This window comes from uncultured Methanofollis sp. (assembly GCF_937919355.1).
GTDB lineage: Archaea > Halobacteriota > Methanomicrobia > Methanomicrobiales > Methanofollaceae > Methanofollis.
In genome coordinates, this window is record NZ_CALFSA010000240.1 from 1 (window position 1) to 20,179 (window position 20,179).

At 59.7% G+C, this 20,179-nt stretch carries 18 protein-coding genes and 1 tRNA gene; 6 read left to right on the forward strand and 13 right to left on the reverse strand.

Annotated elements, in window-relative coordinates:
• The 3 genes from Q0520_RS11765 to Q0520_RS11775 all read left to right on the forward strand — a co-directional run.
• Positions 1-1,875: beta-CASP ribonuclease aCPSF1 (locus Q0520_RS11765; RefSeq protein ID WP_298670310.1), on the forward strand; the 1,875-nt coding region annotated here is incomplete at its 5' end.
• A gap of 9 nt (positions 1,876-1,884) precedes the next feature.
• Positions 1,885-2,949 (forward strand): MFS transporter, encoded by a 1,065-nt coding sequence (locus Q0520_RS11770; protein ID WP_298670312.1) that lies wholly within the window; start codon positions 1,885-1,887, stop codon positions 2,947-2,949.
• 14 nt (positions 2,950-2,963) lie between these two features.
• Positions 2,964-3,386 (forward strand): hypothetical protein, encoded by a 423-nt coding sequence (locus Q0520_RS11775; protein WP_298670314.1) that lies wholly within the window; start codon positions 2,964-2,966, stop codon positions 3,384-3,386.
• Between the two features lie 752 nt (positions 3,387-4,138).
• On the opposite strand, the gene Q0520_RS11780 is transcribed toward Q0520_RS11775, so the two are convergent.
• Positions 4,139-4,852: a ribonuclease III family protein gene (locus tag Q0520_RS11780; RefSeq protein ID WP_298670316.1), complete on the reverse strand. Its 714-nt coding sequence runs from the start codon at positions 4,850-4,852 to the stop codon at positions 4,139-4,141.
• A 96-nt stretch (positions 4,853-4,948) separates the two neighbouring features.
• On the opposite strand from Q0520_RS11780, the gene Q0520_RS11785 reads away from it, so the two are divergent.
• A complete protein-coding gene (locus tag Q0520_RS11785) occupies positions 4,949-6,361 on the forward strand; it encodes an aldehyde dehydrogenase (protein ID WP_298670318.1) in 1,413 nt (470 codons plus the stop codon).
• 90 nt (positions 6,362-6,451) lie between these two features.
• Here the strand turns inward: Q0520_RS11785 and Q0520_RS11790 are convergent, their stop codons facing one another.
• Positions 6,452-6,880 (reverse strand): S-adenosylmethionine decarboxylase, encoded by a 429-nt coding sequence (locus Q0520_RS11790; RefSeq protein ID WP_298670320.1) that lies wholly within the window; start codon positions 6,878-6,880, stop codon positions 6,452-6,454.
• Here Q0520_RS11790 and Q0520_RS11795 point away from each other — a divergent pair.
• The gene (locus Q0520_RS11795) at positions 6,879-7,112 is read left to right on the forward strand and encodes a hypothetical protein (protein ID WP_298670322.1); all 234 of its coding nucleotides are present in this window, start codon (positions 6,879-6,881) and stop codon (positions 7,110-7,112) included. The two genes, Q0520_RS11790 and Q0520_RS11795, sit on opposite strands and share 2 nt — an antisense overlap.
• Before the next feature lie 311 nt (positions 7,113-7,423).
• On the opposite strand, the gene Q0520_RS11800 is transcribed toward Q0520_RS11795, so the two are convergent.
• The 11 genes from Q0520_RS11800 to Q0520_RS11850 form a co-directional block, all read right to left on the reverse strand.
• The gene (locus Q0520_RS11800; protein WP_298670324.1) at positions 7,424-10,273 is read right to left on the reverse strand and encodes a M1 family metallopeptidase; all 2,850 of its coding nucleotides are present in this window, start codon (positions 10,271-10,273) and stop codon (positions 7,424-7,426) included.
• 33 nt (positions 10,274-10,306) lie between these two features.
• Entirely contained in the window at positions 10,307-10,981 is a 675-nt protein-coding gene (locus Q0520_RS11805; protein ID WP_298670326.1) for a roadblock/LC7 domain-containing protein, read from the reverse strand.
• Positions 10,982-11,016: 35 nt separating this feature from the next.
• Positions 11,017-11,373, reverse strand: coding sequence for a hypothetical protein (locus Q0520_RS11810; protein ID WP_298670328.1), 357 nt, complete (start codon positions 11,371-11,373; stop codon positions 11,017-11,019).
• Between the two features lie 11 nt (positions 11,374-11,384).
• Positions 11,385-11,609, reverse strand: coding sequence for a hypothetical protein (locus tag Q0520_RS11815; RefSeq protein WP_298670330.1), 225 nt, complete (start codon positions 11,607-11,609; stop codon positions 11,385-11,387).
• Positions 11,610-11,622: 13 nt separating this feature from the next.
• Positions 11,623-12,045 (reverse strand): HAMP domain-containing protein, encoded by a 423-nt coding sequence (locus Q0520_RS11820; RefSeq protein ID WP_298670332.1) that lies wholly within the window; start codon positions 12,043-12,045, stop codon positions 11,623-11,625.
• 156 nt (positions 12,046-12,201) lie between these two features.
• Complete coding sequence (locus Q0520_RS11825) at positions 12,202-14,436, reverse strand: RND family transporter (protein ID WP_298670334.1); 2,235 nt, start codon at positions 14,434-14,436, stop codon at positions 12,202-12,204.
• A 503-nt stretch (positions 14,437-14,939) separates the two neighbouring features.
• Positions 14,940-16,157, reverse strand: coding sequence for a hypothetical protein (locus Q0520_RS11830; RefSeq protein ID WP_298670336.1), 1,218 nt, complete (start codon positions 16,155-16,157; stop codon positions 14,940-14,942).
• A gap of 9 nt (positions 16,158-16,166) precedes the next feature.
• Positions 16,167-16,649, reverse strand: a complete 483-nt coding sequence (locus Q0520_RS11835) for a hypothetical protein (protein WP_298670338.1) — start codon at positions 16,647-16,649, stop codon at positions 16,167-16,169.
• A 41-nt stretch (positions 16,650-16,690) separates the two neighbouring features.
• Entirely contained in the window at positions 16,691-17,491 is an 801-nt protein-coding gene (mpgP, locus tag Q0520_RS11840) for a mannosyl-3-phosphoglycerate phosphatase (protein WP_298670340.1), read from the reverse strand.
• Between the two features lie 9 nt (positions 17,492-17,500).
• Entirely contained in the window at positions 17,501-18,712 is a 1,212-nt protein-coding gene (locus Q0520_RS11845; RefSeq protein WP_298670342.1) for a hypothetical protein, read from the reverse strand.
• Positions 18,713-18,876: 164 nt separating this feature from the next.
• Positions 18,877-18,961 (reverse strand) — tRNA-Leu (locus Q0520_RS11850).
• Between the two features lie 243 nt (positions 18,962-19,204).
• Here Q0520_RS11850 and Q0520_RS11855 point away from each other — a divergent pair.
• Positions 19,205-19,759, forward strand: a complete 555-nt coding sequence (locus Q0520_RS11855) for a TATA-box-binding protein (RefSeq protein WP_298670344.1) — start codon at positions 19,205-19,207, stop codon at positions 19,757-19,759.
• The last annotated feature ends 420 nt before the right edge of the window (positions 19,760-20,179 follow it).

Consider the following 20,179-nt stretch of genomic DNA (forward strand, 5'->3'; position numbering starts at 1 on the left):
AGACTCAAGGAACTCAGGGATAAGATCAATGCCAAGGTCCCCGCAGGTATCACCATCTCTGACGTCGAATTTGAAGGCCCGGAACTGGTCATCTATACCGATGACCCGAAGAAATTTGCCGACCAGGAAGACCTGATCAAGGTCCTTGCACGGGACCTGCGCAAACGTATCGTCGTGCGCCCGAACATCCTGGAAGACCCGGAGACGGCGGCAACGAAGATCAAGGAGGTCGTACCCGACAATGCCGGAATATCAGATATCTTTTTCGACTCCGACACCGGCGAGGTGCTCATTGAAGCAGAAAAACCCGGCGTCGTCATCGGCAAGAACGGGGCGACTCTCCGCGATATCACCAAGAACACCTGCTGGACGCCGAAAGTGGTTCGCACCCCCCCGATCGAGAGTTCGAGCGTCAAGCAGGTCCGCCAGTTTCTCAGGTCGGTCAAGGACGAGAGAAAGGCGTTCCTCCGGACCATCGGGCGGCGTATCCACCGCGACGTCATCGCAAAGGACCAGTGGGTCAGGGTGACGACCCTCGGGTGCTGCCGGGAAGTCGGCCGTGCGGCCTTCCTCCTCTCGACGCCGGAGAGCAAGGTGCTCATCGACTGCGGCGAAAAACCGGGAAACGCCACGAGCACGCCGTATCTCTATGTCCCGGAGATCTCGCCCCTGACCTCTCTCGACGCCGTGGTCCTCACCCACGCCCACCTCGACCACTGCGCCCTCGTGCCCCTGCTCTTCAAGTACGGCTACGACGGTCCGGTATACTCGACTCCGCCGACGCGTGACCTCGCCACCATGCTCCAGCTCGATTACCTCGACGTGGTCAAGAAGGACAGCGGGAGGCAGCCGTACACCTCGAATGAAGTGAAAGAGTACATCAAGCACTCGATCACCCTCAATTACGGGTCTGTCACCGACATCGCACCCGACATCAAACTGACCTTCCACAACGCGGGCCATATCCTGGGTTCTGCCATCGCCCACTTCCACATCGGCGACGGGCTGTACAACATCGCCTTCACCGGCGACTTCAACTACCAGAAGACCCGTCTCTTCTCCCCGGCGGTCTCAAGTTTCCCGAGGCTTGAGGCGCTCTTCATGGAGAGCACCTACGGCGGCGCGAACGACATCCAGCCGCCGCGTGACGTGGCCGAGAACAAGCTCTACGAGATCGTCACCAGGACGATCAACCGCGGCGGCAAGGTGGTCATCCCGGCCTTCGCCGTCGGCAGGTCGCAGGAGGTCATGCTCGCCCTCGAAGAGGGGATGAGGAAAGAGAAGATCCCGAAGGTGAAGGTCTACCTCGACGGCATGATCAAGGAAGCGACGGCGATCCACACGACCTATCCGGAGTACCTCAACGCCGACCTCCGCAACCAGATCTTCAGGGACGGCATGAACCCATTCCTCGCAGACTGTTTCGTCCAGGTGGACTCGTCTGAACTGCGGGAGAAGGTCATCGGCGGCGACCCCTGTGTCATCGTCACGACGAGCGGCATGCTCAACGGCGGGCCGGTGATGGAATACCTTTACGCTCTCGCACCCGACGAGAGGAACACTCTCGTCTTCGTCGGTTACCAGGCCGAGGGCACTTTCGGGCGGCGCCTCCAGAAGGGATGGCGCGAGATCCCGATCGGCAACCGCGAGACGATGGTCCTCAAGCTCGATATCGACACGGTGGACGGGTTCTCCGGTCACTCGGACAGGAAGCAGTTGATGGGGTTCATCCAGCACATCCAGCCGCGGCCCGAGAAGATCTTCACGATCCATGGCGACGAGGGGAGCACCATCGACCTTGCAAGTTCGATCTACAAGCGTTTCCATATCGAGACGCGCTCGCCCCTGAACCTCGAAACATACCGTATGGTTTAAAGACAGAGCATGAAGCAGCGCCTCGCACTCCTGACCGGCGTCTTTGTCGTGATGGCGCTCTCGAATGCGATCGTGCCCGTGCTGCCGGCCCTCGCCGAGGGGCCGGCCTTGCAGGGCGCTCTTTTTTCCGCGTACTTCCTCGGGGCCCTTATCACGGTCCTGCCGGCGGGGGTCCTCTCCGACAGGGTGGGCCGCGTGCCGCTGATACGGGCGGGCCTTGCCCTGACCCTCGGGAGCGGCGCGGCGATCCTTGCCTTCCCCGACCCCCTCGTCCTCCTTGCCGCACGGGGTATCGAGGGGGTCGCCGCCGGTCTCTTTGTGCCCGCGGCGATGTCCTGGATCAACCTCCAGCCAGACCACGAGCACATGAGCGGCAACTTCATCGCCGCCCTGAATGTGGGTCTGGTCGCCGGCCTGCTCGGGACGGGCTTTCTCAGCGACGTGGCAGGGACCATGGCGGGGGTCGCGGTCTTCACGGTGGCGGCGGCCGTCTCGCTCGTGCTCTCGGCCCTCGTGACGGAGGCGACCGCTCCTGATGGGAGAAATGGCGGCCTTCTCAGGATAGGGAAGAGTTATTCCTGGTTGTATCTCTCGACGATCGTCCTGGTCGGTGCGACCGGGGTGGTGACGGCGGTCTACCCTGACTTCACCGGCGAGACGCCAGCGACCCTGAGTCTACAACTCGGGATGATGAACGTGGCGACGGTCGTCGCCTCCATTGCGGCGTCACGGGCCCACCTGACACCGATCCCGACGATACGGGCGTCAGCCCTGGTGATGGCCGCGGCGGTCGCCCTCTCCTATCTCACCCCTCTCGCCTTCGTGCTCGTCGGAGGGACCGCTGGCGTGGTGATGATCGCCCAGATCAAATACCTTGCAGCAGACCAGGCCAGACAGGGAGCGGTGATGGGCCTCTTCAATGTGGCGAGTTATGGAGGGATGACCCTCCTCCCCTTTATGGGGGGAGTGATCGCAGAGATAAATGGGTTTATGATGGCATTTGCCGTCACCGCCGTCCTGTCGGCCATGATGGCCGTCACCATAGGGCGGTGCCGGTGCCCGGTATCACAGTGAATTTGGAGATTACCATGACAGAAAAGAATGGATTTGAAAAACTGGAGGGGTCTGGTATCGATGAGAAGTTTGCGTCCATCGGGATCTCGCCGGGAGAGCAGATCGACATCCTCGAAATCCAGCGTCTCAGCCGCAGGTACGGTTTTCGTGCCGTCGTCTATTTCGAGGAGGAGATGGCGCGGGCAGGGGACCTTGCGGCGGACGAGAAGGAGTACGCAAACGTGCCCGAGACCGAGAGGCCCTTCGTCTCGGTCGACGACTTCCTGAAGTTCGCCCGCGAGTACGACCCCTACTCCTTCGACATCCGCCTCAAGGAACTCCCGATCATGATCGAGGTCGTGGGGGTGGGGGAGACCGCGGGCACGCCTTATATGACGGGCCTGATGCCCTTCCTCGACGAACTCGACACCTTCGAGGAACCCGAGGTTATGGGGTGAATGAGTCCGAAAAAAATCGCGTGTGAAGAGGCTCCATAGTATTCCTGTTCTGGAGTACGTTCCAGGGGGCAAGCCCCCCAGACCCCACAGCTTCAGGATAGGGACGGGATGGTTATCCTCTTTTCTGGGTCTCCTGTTCTGTCTTCCCCGGCTTTATCCTATAGATCAGGGGACGACCGGAGGGAGTCGAGAACACAGGCGATCGGAGATCTCCTGAGCAGGCAAATGTTCCATTTGCCATGGATGGAAAATCGAAGATTTTCCTGTGCGTGCACATCTTCGATGTGCAGCGGGTCGAAGATCTTCGCTGTCCAGGGGCTGCGAACGAAGTGAACTAGAGAAGACGAAGTCTTCGAGAAACGAGCGTAGCGAGTTTGAGAATACAGGATATCGGAGATATCCTGTTCGGGCAGATCTCTGATCTGCCACGGGTCGAAGACCTTCGAGCAGTCCCCCGGCGAAGGGTTTTGGGGAAGGCGATAGATCGGCACTCCTCCGGGGGGTTTCACCCCCCGGCCCCCCCAACATTACGATAGAGGGGGAATGGCAGCCATATTCGATATGCAGGGTTCATCCTTCCCCCGTCCTATCCTAAGATCGGGGTCCGGGAAAACGAGCGTAGCGAGTTCAAGAAAATCTTTGATTTTCGAGTGACGACCTGAGGGAATCAAGAAGACCGATAGGTCTTCGCTGGACGAGCGATAGTGCGTCGTCCCCCGGCATAGTGTTTAGGGGGAAGGCGGTGGATCCGATCAAACGCCTCTCTCCTCAAGGACCCCCAGAGCAACCGCCGCCGCCGTCCTCTTCGCTTCGGCCTTGCTCCTGCCGGTGCCCGGGGCCGAGAAGAGGCCGGGGACGGTGACAGCACAGACAAAGGTCGGGGCATGGTCGGGTCCCTGCCGGTCGAGGATGAGATACTCGGGCAGGGCACCGGCCTGGTCACCCTGGACGCGTTCCTGGAGTCTGCCGATGGTGTTCTCGCCGGTGTCGAAGTGGAGGATGTCGTCGGCGACGAGGCCGAGCACGATCTCCCGCGTCCTGTCCAGCCCCACGTGGAGGTACAGGGCGCAGATGAAGGCCTCGAAGACATCGGCAATGATCGAGGTCGTGAGGGCCTGGCCTGTGCCGAGGAGGATCAGCTTCTCAAGCCCTATGCCAGTACCGGGGACGATGGTGCCGAGGTGCTCGTTCTTCACCGCCTCCATCCTCTTCGAGAGAGCGCCCTCCGAGCAGGTGAAGGTGGAGAAGAGGTACTCGGCGACAATGAAGTTGAGGACGCGGTCACCCAGGAACTCAAGGCGCTCGTAGTCGGGGCAGGGGACCTGGCCGCAGGGGTGCTCATGGGCGTAGGAGCGGTGTGTGAAAGCCCGGTCGTAGCGGGCGAGCACCTCGTCAGAGACGTCCGCAATGTTGATCTGCTGTTGTGCAAGAAAGGCGAGAAGGTCCTGTTTTCGTGTCCATTCCATCTGCTGATCACCAGGGAGGAGACGGCGGGTGCAGGCATAGCCGTCCCGCCGTGAGGGAAAAACTCTTCGTCCCTGAAGAATAGGATCCCAGTGACTATGAAGATGCTTATCGGCGGCGCATGGGTGGATGCGTCATCAGAGAGGACGATGGACGTCGTGGACCCCGCCACCTGGGAGAAGATAGACAGTGTGCCCCTTGGCGGCCCTGAAGACGGCGGTGCCGCCGTCGAGGCCGCAGGGGAGGCGCTCGCAGGGTGGGCCGAAAAGACCCCCCTCGACAGGGGGAAGGTCCTCGCACGCACCGCAGACCTCGTGCGCGGCGAGGCCGACACCCTAGCGGCGACCCTTGTCGCCGAACAGGGCAAGCCCCTCCGCGAGGCGAAGGACGAGGTGCGGGGCTTCGCCCACATCCTTGAATACTATGCCGGGCTTGCCTCTTCCCTCGTGGGAGAGACGCTGAACACCGCGGCATACGGCCGGATCATCGTCGAGAAAAGACCTCTCGGCGTCTGCGTCGGTATCGTGCCCTGGAACATGCCGGTGATCATCGCGGGCTGGAAGATCGGCCCCGCCCTCCTCGCCGGCAACACCGTCGTGCTCAAACCGGCGAGCACCACGCCTCTCACGACCCTCGCCATCGGCGACCTCTTCTGCCGGGCAGGACTCCCGGCCGGTGCCCTCAACATTGTCACAGGTCCGGGGGAGACCCTCGGCGAGGCACTGGTCACCCACCCCGACGTCAGGAAAGTCTCCTTCACCGGTGAGATCGGCACGGGCAGGCATGTGGCCGAGACCGCCGCCCAGACGATGAAGCACGTCACCCTGGAACTCGGCGGGAGCGACCCCATGATCGTCTGCGACGACGCCGACCTCGAGGCCGCGGCCGCAGGTGCGGTCGCCGGCCGGTTCTACAACTGCGGGCAGACCTGCACGGCGGTGAAAAGACTCTATGTCTTCTCCCGTGTCGCCGACCGCTTCAGGGCCCTCCTCACAAAGAAGACCGAGGAGATCAAAGTCGGGAACGGCATGGAGGCAGGCGTCAGGATGGGGCCGTTGAACAATGCCGCAGGTCAGGAAAGGATGCGGCAGGTGGTCGAAGAGATAGAGGGGGACGGCCGCGTCCTCACCGGAGGGAAGGTGCCGCAGGGAAAGGGATTCTTCTTCGAACCGACCGTCGTCACCGGTCTTGCACCCGACGCACTCCCCCTCCGCGAGGAAGTCTTTGGCCCCGTCCTCCCGGTCGTCGAGGTGGAGGACCTTGACGAAGCGCTTCATGAGGCGAACAGCACAAAGTACGGTCTCGGTGCATCCATCTGGACAAATAGCCTTGCCCGTGCCGAGAGGGGGTGCAGGGACCTGGAGGCCGGCATCGTCTGGGTGAACCAGCACCTCAAGATCCCACCCGAGGCGCCGTTTGGCGGGACGAAGTGGAGCGGTATCGGGCGGGAAAACGGTCGTGCCGCACTGGAAAGATATACCGAGGAAAGATCAATTCTGATCAGGACATAAAAGGGCAGGGCGAACCCGGGAACCCTTTTTCCTCCTCCCTGACCGGAGGATCGTGTATGAGAAGATGAAGGAAGTGGGGGGGAGGGCGCTTCAGTCCCTGAAGAGCACGTGGGTGGTCATCGACTCTGCACCGAAGAACTTCTTGCAGAACTCTCCCATCTGTTTCGGGCCGTATTCCTTGCAGGAGAAGATGTCGAGATAGGCGGCGTTGGTCTCGTTGGCGAAGTGGCCGGAGACAAGAGAGGTCTCGATAAGCTGCATCATGGAATAACCGGCGACCCTCTCGCACGGGCCGAAGTGGACGACGGTCGGTTCGCCGAAACGCTTCATGTCGATGAGGTCGCAGAGTTCTACGATGAACTGCTTGATCTTGTCGGCGTCTCTGATGGTCGCCGGGTTGCAGTTCTTCAGGTCGACACTCGTGTACAGGCCCCAGGACCCCTGCTCCTTGAACTTCTTGATGATCTCGTCATCTGAGAGGGTGTCCCAGTAGTTCACGGTCTCGTTCAATGTGAGCATGTCAGGCTGGTTACGAATTTCAGTTGTACTCATATCTATCACGATCCCCTCCGGAGAGTTCCCAGGAGGCTATGATGTAATAACAACACCAATTGAAGATTTAAAAATTTCTATCACGATACCTTGGAGGGATCATGATAAAATGGGCAAATCAGGGGACAAAATAGTAATTAATGGCCAAAAAAATGTTATTTTTGAAATAGGTGACGATATCATGCCCAAATTCATTTAGGCCTAGTTTGCGCTGCTTTTGATCTCCCTGTACACAGCAAAGCACGCTCAGGGCCCGGATCTGTTTTGCGCTCTAGAATTAGCCAGATTTCCATTTGGCGCGCCCATACCTCCAGAAAAAATGATTTGAATGGTTTAATTGGGCAAAATGCAACCAATTCAGATTTAATTTGACATTTCAAGTTTACATAAAGAACAATCTGGAATAATAGGGGAGATTTTGTCATTATCCCGGGAAAAATGGAAAATCACAGCACATGGCCGGATGCGACATGAAAAATAAATGTAAAATAATGGGGGCTCAGGTGGACATCACTGCCCATCGGCACCACTGCGGGCGTGCCGATGCGGCAGTTTTTCCAGTTCAGGAGCCGGGCCGACCGCGGCCACATACCGCGCCACGGCCTGCGGTGCACCGTCGAGAAGACGGCGAATGGTATTATAGACACTTGGCCGGGCGGCGGGATCGACCGAACGCATGACCCCGAGAAGGACGGCGACAAGGGGGGCCTGGTGCTCATCGCCCATCCTGTCGAGGGCGCCGAAGACCTCCAGGGCGCTGACGGTGTTGTACTCGTTGATCCCGGCAATGCGCTCCAGCGCCCCGGCAAGGTACTCCCTCCCGGCCGGTGTCTCCAGGGCGACCATCCTGTTGCGGGCGAACCTCCCGTAGAGGGCCCTCTGGTCGTTGCTCTGCTCGATCCTGAAGGACGGCGACGCCTCCACCCGCCGCACAAGGTCGATGACGTCGGGCGCCGTGACACCGGCGACGACGGCAAGGAACATCTCCCATGAGATGAGGTCGGCGCGGGACTCCTCCTCAAAAGTATCGAGCATGGCCATGCGGTCGGGCGCCGACGAGTCCATGTAGGCCGCAAAGGCGGCAAGACGTTCTGTGGCGCAGGCGGCTCCATCAAACTGCTCCCTCACCAGGGCGTGCACCGCGGGGGTGTCGAGGGATGCGAGGAGACCGAGGGCCACATTCTTCACCTGCCGCGCTTTGATCGCGGCCGGACTCCTGTCTGCAGGCGCCGTCGCATACCGCCTGTACAGCGCCTGCAGGACATCCTCGTGTCCGGAGGCAATGCCCCTCAGGAGACGCTCACGGGCATCGTGGAGGGCGGTGTAGCGGTGGGCGTAGCGGGGGTCGTCGACAGACTCGAAGATGGTCAGGAAGTCCCCGCCGACCGCGGCCATCAGGGAGTCGTCGGAGAGGAGGTCGGTATAGAGGTCGCAGAAAGAGGGTGAGGGGACCGCACCGGGGTCGTCAAGGAGTCTGACCATCTCCGCTTCCGCAAGGCTCTGGAATGCGCAGAACCTCCCGATCATGTCGGGGTCGTGCCGCACCCGGAGACAGAGTTCTTCCGGCGTCGCGCCGTCGATAAGTTTCCCGTAGAAGGAGTAGCCGCGGTTTGCCGCGACGAAGGCCGGCCTCTCCACACCGGTGAAGACGACCACCTCATGACGGCCTGTGAGCATGTGCGTCGCCCCCGCGATCTTGTGGCCCTCCCTGTCCATCAGGGCGACCACGCAGGGGAACTCCCAGGGTTCCATACCTTCCGGCGTCTCCTGGTCAAAGGTGAGGGTGCAGGTGCGGGAGGCGGGGTCGTAGGAGTGCGCCATCCGCACCGTCGGATACCCGGTCTGCTTCAGCCAGAGGTGCGCCATGCGTGCAAAACTCCTCCCTGCAACCTCCTCCATCGCATCGAGCCAGTCTTGCCCGGACGCGTTGCCGTGGGCAAACCGCCGGTGATAGAGGTCGAGGCCGCGGGCAAAGGCCTCCTTCCCCATGACCGTCTCGACCATCCTGACAAACTCGGGGGCCTTGACATAGGTGACGCCGTTGATCAGTTCGTTCGGGTCGTTGAACCCGTCGGGCTCGATCGGCATCGAGGCCGCACCGGCGTCGAGGGCAAAGGTCCCGAACTCCGGGTCGATGAGGTCGATGACGCTCTGGAGGCGGGCGTACTCCTCGCCGAAGAGGAAGGCGAAGTGTGCGTTCTCCACGTGGACGGTCACCGCCTCGTTGAGCCAGAGTTCGAAGGGGCTCCTGCCGGTGACCTCGGACCCGTTCAGGTTGTGGTAGTACTCGTGGACTTTCACCCTGACCATATACTCGTAGGCCCGGTCGGTCGTCTGCCTGGACGGCATGATCCTGTTCGCCGTGATCGTGGTGTTGCCGACATTCTCCATGCCGCCGTAGTCCGAGTTCTGCATCGCGATCTCGCGGTAGACCGTGCCGGTGTAGGCATAGCCCGGCATGATCTCCCGGACCATCCGGGCGAGGTCGGCACGGAGGGACCGGACCCGTCCGTCGTCACCGGCCTCCTTCGCCCAGTCGCGTTCATGGCAGAGTGTCCAGAGGTCGCGGCGGAGGGCGGCGTGGGTGTACCGGTCTGGGCCGGTGAAGAGATAGACCCAGAGGACGCCGTCGGCAAGCACCTCCAGGGAGGCATGGGCGGCAGAGGGGTCGGCGCCCGGCGGGGTGAGCAGTTCGAGCGTGAAGGTCCGGCCGTCCGGGTACTCGAACTGGCGCGAGAAGGTGGCGTACGTCCCGACGCCCAGGAAGAAGAGGTACGGCGCCATCGGTGTCGTCGTGTTGTCGTAGGTGACGACGCTCCTGCCGTCGCCCGTCGGCTTCCTCCCGGAAAGGGCGTCGCCATTGGATATGATGTTTGTATAGCGGTCGTCTGCTATGACTGTCGTCGTGTAGGTGCACTTCGCCGTCATGTCGTCGAAGCAGGGGACAAGCCTCTGGAAACCCCATTGCTGGCACTGGGTGATCTGGGTCGGCGGCGCCCCGGCAGGGGTTTCGTCGTAGTACAGACCCTCAAGAAGCGTCCTCGACGGCCTGCAGCGTGTCTTTGTGAGGAGATGGAGGTCGGTGCCAGGGCCGACGGGGTCGTCAAAGGAGAAGACGAGGAGGTGGCGGTCACGGTCATACGTGACGCAGGTCTCTGCCTCCTCGCAGGATGCGGCGAGGACCTCAAGGTCGCGGGCATTGAGTTCGAGGCGGTCCACAGACCGGCCGCACACCCGCACGTGCATGCGCGAGGAGACGTCGGTGACGTCGTCATGGACGGAGAAGGTCAGGTCCATGTGGACGACATCGACGGGCAGTTCTCCGAAATCTTCAGGATAATAGGTAAAAATACGCGTCATCGGGCTCGAAAAAAGATGGGTGGGGGAAGGGGATTACTGTTCCGACAGGAGGCCCTGCACAAGGGACCTCACCCGGCCAAGGGGGACACTCCGGTCTGTCAGGACGCAGAGGATACTCTCGCCATCGGGTACAGCGCAGAAATGGCCCGCCGGGGTCTCTAGGAAAAAGTACCGGAGGCTTCCTGCGCCTACGGAACCGATGAGGGAATCCGACTCCCAGAGAGAGGCCGCAATATCTGCACAGGCAAGACCGTCCGGACAGGTCCCTGCAAGAACCTCCATCTCCTCCTCGGTGCACCGCGCCGCCAGGATGATGCCATCCATCTCCGCAAGGAGAGAGAGGGAGGCGGGCGGTTCAGTCACTTCATCCTGCGGAAGATCCGCACCGTCCGCACCGTCCGCACCATCCGCAACGACATTCTCTTCTTCGTTGTCATGGACGGGCACGCCCTCTGCCCGGCACCAGGCGACAGCGGCAGCGAACTCCTCGTCGGTGTACTTGCAGAGAGTCAGTTCGATGACTTCCATGGAGGAGAGATATTCACGCGCTGCGTTTCCCCTCAGGGTGATGTCACCATACCTGAAATAGTATGCAGTTGCGTCCCCCCTCCTGATCAGGACAAAACCCCTGCCGTCCCTGACAGCGACCTTCACCGCTCCGAGAAAGCGTACCGTATGGGAGTACACCCAGGACAGGGGGGCCTGCATCGTTCCAAGACTGGTTCCACCAGGCAGATTATCGGTCATAGCACAGAGTTGATAAGGTCACGGTTTTTCTTCATCTCATATCTGACACGCCCGGCATTTGCGCCGGGTTCGAGGAGCACCAGCAGCACCGACCCGTTCCCGAGAGGCGTGGCAAGGATATTCCCGCCGTCTGCTTCGAGCAATGCGTCCTCATAACCGTCGGCACCGATCCCCGCAGAAAGGCGTTCCCAGACGTCCCGCGCCGCGGGGACGAGCGATGCCGCCGTCCCCCAGTCTGCGGTCCCGGTTTCGCCCAGGATCTCCCCGTCGGGTCCCGCGACGCAGGCGGCAAAGGCCCCGGCAACGAGCAGTTTGCTCAGGGTAAAGTCAATGAGCAGAGTACCTCCCTCCATGTATTATATTGTCATCGCAGGGAAAGAATCCTCTCCCTTACCCGACCGGCGACCTCTTTTCCGAGAGTCTGACCGATCGCCCCGGCACAGGCATCGGCCAGTGCCGGGAGGTCGTCCAGGGTCAGCAGGTCAGGGCTTTTTCCAAGGCTCTTCTTCGTACAGCGCTGGAGGAAGACCCCGGCAGAGTAACCGAGTTCCTCCTTCAGCACCATTGTGACGGCGTCGCAGAGCCGCATAGCCAACCCTCGTTCACTTGCCGTCTTCGCGCGAGAGCGCGTCAAGGATCTTGTACGAGTTGATCATCCTGTTGAATGAGGCAGCAAGGTCGCCGATCTCGTCGTTGGTCATGACCTTCACCTCGGAGTTCCGCAGGTCGCCCATGGAGACGCTCCTCGCCACCTCGGAGAGCTGGGTGATGGGGCTCGTGATGCTTGTCGCAAGGAAGAAACTCCACATCACCACAAGGCCGAGGGTCACGAGAGTGAGGAGAAATACCGTCCCGGGCAGACCGATGGCTGCCACGATACCCTCTGTGTCCCCCATTGACATGAGGCCGATGAGTGCGATCGGGATCACCGCCACAAAGAGCATGCTCACGAAGAGTTTGTAGAAGATCGGGATCTGGAGGGTGACGCTCCGCCCCGTTGTGCCGGACTTGATCGAGCCGTCCATGATCAGATATTTACGGGCCCATAATTTAAATATATCCTTTTTTGATTCAACGAATAATTTACCAAATTACAAATTAATAATTATTTGCCGGGAAGATCAGAGTGCCACGGAGCGTTATCAGGAAAATACAACACAGAAAAAAAGGAAAACTGAGGATTATTCTTCCAGGGCCGTTGATGCAGGATGAGCAGACGGGCGCCCCATCAGGGCGAGCACAGCGGGCATAACAATAATCGCACCGATCAGGGAGAAGCCCACCGTGATCACGGTGACGACACCGAAGTTCTGGACGATATTAAAGGTCGAGAGGATGAGAGCCGAGAAGCCGAAGACGGTGGTCATGCCGGAGACGGTGATCGCTGTCCCGATCCGGGAGACACTCTGGTGGATCGCATCATAAAGTTCACGCCCTTTCTCCCGCTCCTCATAGAACCTCTCCATGATCAGGACGGTGTACTCCGAGGCGACGCCGATTGTCATCGATCCCAGACAGGCAGTCAGCGGCGTGTAATCGATCCCGAGAGCGTACATGATCAACCCGTTCCAGCCTATGATCATGACGATCGGGACCAGCGGCGACGCCGCCTTCCCGATCTTCCGGTACACGAGGAGGAGGAAGGCCAGGATCAGGCCGAAGCCAAGGACGGTCATCTGCGTCTTCCCCTTCTCGATGTCGTCCATCAGAGTCGTGAACAACTCCAGACTGCCTGTCGGGTCGGCGACGATCCCGGCAGGGGGTTTCTCCCAGGCAATATCCTGCCGTACTTTCGTGATCAGGCCCTTTGCCTGTTCCATCTCCATGTCGGTGAGGGAGAACTGGACGACCGTTTCCATGTTGCCGGAGAGATACTTCTTCTTTGTCTCCTCAGGGATCCTGTCGAGAACCTCCCGCACCCCGGCATCTGTCTGCGGCATGACCCCCTTGTTGTAGCGCAAAATTTCGGTGACGATGCTTGTCGCCCCGGTGACATCGGCGTTTTCCTCCACTTCATAGGCCGAGAACCCCTGTATCCACCGCAAACTCTCAAGGGAGGTGACGTCGTCGCCCCTGATATAGACAGGGAGCGTCTGGGTCGAACCCATGGTCCGCGTGATCTTCTTCAGGTCCACGACAGCGGGCATGTCCGAGGGGACGAAGGTCTGCTCGTCGGTGCTGATCCTGATCTCGTTGTCCATCTCGACACCGATTATGGCGACAAGACCGAGGATGAGGAGTATGGGAACGGGGTTCTTTGCGATCTTCACCGCAAGGTTTCCGAGGAACTGGTTGTACGCCTCCATCGCCCCGCCATTGGCGGCACTTTCCTCTTTCTTCGGCCGATATTTTATAAGGACGCCGAATGTCGGGACGGCGATGAGAGCGGCAAGATAGCACATCACCACACCGATGACACAGACAATCCCGAAACTCCGCACCATGGGGACGGGCGAGATCCCCATCGCGATAAAGCCCATGGAAGTCGAGAGCATCGCATACAGGACGGAGGGCCCGGCCTTCGTGATCGTCGTGACCACAGACTCGTCGATGGGGGCGCGGCGCCGCTCCTCCTCGAAACGGGAATGGAACTGGATCGCGTAGTCAATGCCGATACCGATGAGTACCGGGAAGGCACCGATGGTCGCCATATTGATGTGGATCCCGGCAAGCCCCATCAGCCCGAAGGTGAAGATGAGACCGGTGGCCACGACCGCCACCGGGAGGAGGCGGTACCTGACATGGGAGAAGAGGAGGCCAACGGCAAGGACCATGAGGAGCATCGCCGCCCCGATGAGGACACCCATCGAGGTGCCCATCTCCTGTTTCATCTGCTGGGCAAAGGCCGGGTCGCCGCTGACCGTCACCTGGACACCAGGCGGGGGACCGGAGATCGCCACGACCGAGGCGATGGAATTGAGCACGTTCTCCCTGACTTCGGAGGAAACGCCGGGTTCGAGGGTGACGATCCCGATGGTCATCATATTCGAGGGGACGTAGCGCTCCAGGGTCTCGGGCGGGACAAGCGCCTTCGCCCTCTGCACCTCCGCGGCAGACGTCGGTAGTTTGCCGCCGTTCACCTGCCTGACAAGGTCGACGATGCTCCGGGTCGAGTCGACGTAACGCTCGTCGGCGATGTCCGCCTGGACCCTGTCCAGATAGGCGAGCACGTCGGGGTTGAGAACGTTGTCGGTCTCGACAAGGAGCATGATGCTGTCAGACATGAACGAGTCGGCATATTTGTCGAAGAGCATCCCGCGGGTGGTGGTCTTGTCCATATAGGTATCAGACCCGGTCTCCATCGTGATGAGGCCCGTGCCGTAGAAAGCCACGAGCAATGCGGCGACGAAGAGACCGGCGACCGCCGCAGGGTGCCTGACGACCGCATCTGCAATACTCTTGTAGGGGGATTTCACACCGCAACCTCCGCGATCCTGTAATTGCTCTATGGTGCAGATATATCATCTGTTGCGGCCATGACAACAAAAGGAGGGAGACACGGGGGGGCCCGGAGAATTTCTGGTCTGAACGCCTGTGCGGGGCGACTACGCCCCCGGTCACTCGAAAACCTTCGGTTCACGGGAAATGCAAAGCATTTTCCTTCACCGGGGATCTTCGATTTCCGGTGTTCTCATGCTCGCTTGCGCTCGCACCCCCTCAGGATAGGGACGGGATGGCTATATCCCTCCTCAGGGTCTCCGTTCCGTCTTCTCGAGTCCTATCCTGATTATGGGATCCGGAGGAACGACCGGGGAGAGTCAAGAACAGAGAGAACCAAAGATTCTCTGAGAAGACGAAGTCTTCGTGGTAGTCCCCGGCAGAGAGTGTGGGGAAGGCAGATGGATCAGCACTTCACGTCATAGGAGCCGGTGGGGATACATCGATCCGGTCCTGAGGGTCCTCCAGAGCGGAGCACCCCTCAACTCCACCTCGTCCCGCTTTTCAGGAAATAGTCCTCGTAGTCCTTGTAGGCCATGATATATTCGGCATGGGGCCAGATGAGAGGGTAGACCACATAGGCAAAACCCTCGGCCCACTTCGGGTGGTCCTTGATCCCGTCGATCATCACCATCTTGTCGTCCCGCAGGATGCCGGAGGAGCGGAAGAGGTCGACCCATTCCTCGAAGCGCGCGATTGTCGAGATGTGCTCGGGAAACATATAATCGTGGGCGATGTCCAGGACCCAGCCGAGGTACACCTCGGCCCTGTCATAGTCGCCGATACGGATGAAGTGCCGCGCCAGCTGGCAGGTGAAGTGCGGCCAGGGTCCGTAGCCCCCGTTGTTGCGGTCCCATGACTCCGGGTAACGGTTGAGGCCGCCGAGTTCATGGTCCCAGAGTGCGGCGTCCAGTTTCCGGACCGTGTTGATCACCCGGAGGTCGCGGTCCTTCAACAACCCGAAATAGGCCGGGGCGTACTCGGCCACATCAGGCTCGGAGATCACCGAGGCGAATGGATCGTAGCCGAGGGGCTTGCTCCCCTTCTCCTTGATCCGGATCGCCTTCACAAAGGTGCGCCTCCTCGCACTGTACAGGCAGCGGAGGATGCTCTGCTTGATCAGTTCGGCCTGCCGGGCCCAGTCCCCGACCTCCTTCCCGAGGTGCTCCCCCATCTTCACTGCTTCGAGGATGCCCGCACAGCAGGCCGAGTTCGCATAGATCTCAAACCCGTGCTCGTAGGCAGGGTACTCATGGATGCTGTTGATTGTGTGGACCAGGTGGATCTCGTCGTTCTTGTTCCGCAGGATGAAGGTGACCGCATCGACCACGTTCTTCCAGAACTCTTCGGCGATATCATACCCGTGGAGCTCAGAATATTTGCCGAGCGCATAGAGGGCGACACCGTTGCAGTCGATCTGGAGTTCCTTGTAACTGGTGTCCATGCCGTCCACATTGCACCGCTGGGGAAACTCGCCCGTCGGTTTCTGGGCCGCAAGAATGAACCTCAGGGCCCTCCTGCTCTCCTCGACAAGGCCGGCCCGCAACGCCCCCAGCGTGACGATCGAGTGGTCCCGCACATAGATGAAGGGATAGCGCGTGCCCGGCGGACTGGCGTAAAAACCACCGTTTGCATGCTGGTTCCTCTTTATGACCTCGAGGCTCGACTGGTACAGCTTCCCGGCTTCCTGCAGGTTCATACGCCACCATCACTGGAACTTGAAAATACAGGCCACCTTCTTCATCATCTCGTCCACTTCAGCCCTCCCGAGACCTGCATTGACGATGGCGTCGTCGTTGTAGACGGTCGCCCCCGCGGGATTGGCATCGCTTGCAAGGTGGAGCGAGGCCTTCTTGCCGGCCATCTCGGCACGTTTCGCCCTGATCCGGTGGTGAAAGAGGCAGAAGATATTGGAGACTGCAAGGCTCCTCCGCATCTCGATAAGCACCTTGAACTCCTCAGGTTCTTCGCCAAACTCCTCGACGAACGCCTGGACAACGCTGAAAAACGGGCAGATGTGGAGGACGTTCACCCCCCCCATGGGGTCCCCTTCGAGGCCCGGACCTTCCCGCTCGCCGAGGGCAGAGGCTATGGCTTCTATCCAGGCAATCGTCTTTTCAGGCCCCTGCGACCTGACACTCTCGACGATTGCCAGAAGAAACGACATCACCAGAACTTCTTTCACATCCATCACGACACCCCGGAGCGCACCCCCGTACTATTGCCGCGAGTTTATATTTTTTCCAGTATCTGGATGACAGCCCTGTTCCATCCATCAGGGCCGACACCATCGGCATGCACCACCTCACGGTCCGTCTCTTCATACGACCCGTCGGGTTTCTGCACCAGGACCGCAACGTCTACCGCCGCAAGCATGGGGAGATCATTTTTGCTGTCGCCAAGGCCGACTGTCGTCACCGTCCCGTACTCCTCCCTGAAGAGGTCGGCAAGGAGAGAGACGGCCCTGCCCTTGTCATTGTCACCGGTCAGGTGAAAGTACCGGCCGCCCCACGTGGACCTGAGGCCCAGGGCCTCGATCTCCGCAAGGACCCTATCGACACAGGCGGGGTCAGGGACGACAAAAGGTTCGTCGTACTCCCGCATCCTGGCCAGGCGGGCCGATGCACGGTCCAATCCGGCATCCCGGGCAACCTCCTCGACTGACATGTCCCCGAAGCCGATGACGGCGCACCCGGTCTTCGACCTGATATCTCCGAGGGCCGCCCGCAGATGGTCGTAGGGCGTGCCGAGTTCGATCACCAGGTAGTCCCCACAATCCCGGCCGACAGGCACGGTGAAATAGCCGCGGGGGATGAAGACCGCCCCCCCGTTCTCGCTGATGAAGGGATCGGCATTACCAATTTTTTCCCTGACGGCCTCGATCTCGGCCCTTGTCTTGCTCGTGCAGATGACGAGAGGGTACCTCTTCTGCGAGAGGAGACGGAGGGCCGGCGCGGCGTCGGCAAAGGAATAGGTGTCGTGGTCCAGGAGTGTCCCGTCCAGATCGGTGAATATGATGTGGATGCTCTCCACCTCCGGCCTCTACTCCTTGATGATATTCTCGTCCTCGATGATCGTCCTGATCAACTTGTGCCTGAGCCGCGGTATGGCCGAACTTGCCCTCAGCCAGTCAGGGATCTGCGCATGTGCAGGCGATACCAGGTAGTCGCTTCCAGCCTCCACGATGACTCTCTCAAAACGGTCGATGTAGTGCTCCTCTTCGTGCCGGTTGTACCGGATCTGGTTGCAGATCGCATCGGTGTGGTACTGTCGCAGGCGGTCCTGGGCCGTCCTCCGATAGAGTACCCTGAGGCTGGTGAGAAATGCCGGCGAGATCTCGTGACCGTCGACCTCGGTCAGCGCCCGCAGGAGGGTGACCAGGATGTCCCCTGCCATCTTCAGCAGTCCTTCGGTCCTGCTGGCGCCGATCAGTTTGTGCTTGTGGTCGTAATAGCCGAGGTCGGTCTGGCAGATCCGTTTCTTTACCACCGACCTGTACACTTCATAGAGGGTGCCGATCTCAAGCCCCCAGTCCATGGGGACCCTGATATTCAGGGCTAGATCAGACGTAAGGGCGACCTCACCGGCGAGAGGGTACCGGAAACTGCGCAGGTACCGCAGGATGTCAGACTGATGACCGGTTTTTACCTGGAGGGAATCGATCAGGGGGTGGAGAAAGAGGCGCGTCACCCTGCCGTAGAAGGTGGCGCGGCCGTCGCCCAGGCGGGCATAATATCCTTTGTTGAAGAAGTAGTCAAGGTCGGGGTCCACAAGGGGGAAGGCGAGTTTCATCGGGATCTCGCAGGAATAATTCAGGATGTCGGCGTCGTGCATGACGATAGCATAGGCGTCCACCGAGGCGGCCCCGAGGGCGAGCCATGTGTCCCGTCCCTTGCCCTGGAGACCGAGTTCAATCCCTTCTTTCCCGAGGTCGCCGATGATCGCCTCGATGCCCGGACTGTTGCACCACATGACCCGGTGAGGCAGTTCCAGCGAGTCGAAGAAATGTGTCGCGGACCTGAACTCTTCCTCAGACCGGGCGTAGAGTGCCACGAGCACACTGTTCAGGAACGTCGCCTTGTTCAGTTCGGCGACGATGCCAGGCAAAGCACCATGACTGAGGTCGCTGTAGGCCAGAGGCAGCACCAGGTTGATCGGCCTCTCCTCCTTGAGGTCTTCGAGAAACCTCAGGGTTCTCGACTTCTCATACCCGAAATCATGGATCGTCGTGATCGGCCCCTGGTCAAAGTCCATCGAAAACCCCCGTTAACGCCGTCCAGACCGGCGTCATCCTGCCGGGTATATCACAATTTTTATATTTATATCCTCCCCCACACCGGGGCCGGGAGGAAAGACGGCGAATGAAACAACAGAAGAAAAAATGGCAATCAAATGTCCAGCACGCTGAGAAAAATGAATGCGAGGGAAGGGATTCGAACCCTCGAATGCCTGCGCAACAGGACCCTGAATCCTGCGCCGTTGACCTGGCTTGGCTACCCTCGCGCTCATTACTGTTCTCACTCAACCAAAATAAAGATATGCCTCACTCCGGCCTTCCGGTCCCCTCCCGGAGGCAGGATCTGGAGGAGAGAGGAAAGATCACGCAGGAGAGGGTCGGAGTGGTACAGACTCCGCTTCCTGCCAGTTGAAAAAACCGTCAAATTCTTCTCCAATGTCGGGAGGGTGCTTCATATCATAAATATTTCCAGTTAGTATTATAGTGCCGGCGGATGCACACATATATTAATGGATGATTCAAGGTACGAGTCACTGAAGATCGAAAATATCGTCGCATCCGGGGTCATCGCCGATTCAATCGATCTCGGCGAGGTTTCCAAAAAAGTCAAGAACTGTGAACTGAACACGAAGCGCTTCCCCGGCGCAGTCTACCGGATCGAAAAACCGAAGATCGCCTCCCTCATTTTCTCCTCAGGCAAGGTCGTCCTCACCGGGATCCGGAACAAGCCGGATCTCTACAAAGGCCTCAATATTATTGTCCAGTCCCTCAAGGAGGCGGGGGTCGACACCTACGACGAACCGAGGGTAGGGATCACCAATATCGTCTGTTCATATGATATCGGGCGGTACATCAACCTCAATAAAGTCGTGATCACCCTCAACCTGGAGAATATCGAGTACGAACCCGAGCAGTTCCCCGGCCTTGTCTACCGGATCAAGGACCCGAAGATTGTGGCTCTCCTCTTCTCCTCTGGCAAGATCATCCTCACCGGCGGGAAGAACCTCGAGGACATCAAGCGTGGCCTCGACTTCCTCGAACAGAAACTCGAAAGCATCATGTGATTGATGGTGCCGGTTCTGTAAAATTCCCATTTTTTTGGTGGTGCAGGGGGGATGACTTTTCATTCTGTCATGCCCGCCTGCGCATGCAGCGTGAAAAGATACGGTTTTATCGGTTCTCTCTGGCCTTCCCTGCTCAGGACCGGGTGCAGGATGGCAATAATCACGCTCTTCGGGACTCGGTTCTTTTTTCCCCCCACCCAATCCTGAGCGGGGTGCGAGCGATAGCGAGCATGAGAAAGCAGAAAATCGGGCTTTGTAGAATCCCTCATAGATGGATCGGTGTATCCCTTATCCCATGGGGAGATATGTAGGATCTACCGCCTTCCTCACAATCTAACCGGGGGACTACAGCGAAGGTCTTCGACCTTCTCGACTCCCTTCGGTCGTCGGCGAAGACCTACCGGTCTTCTTGAACTCGCT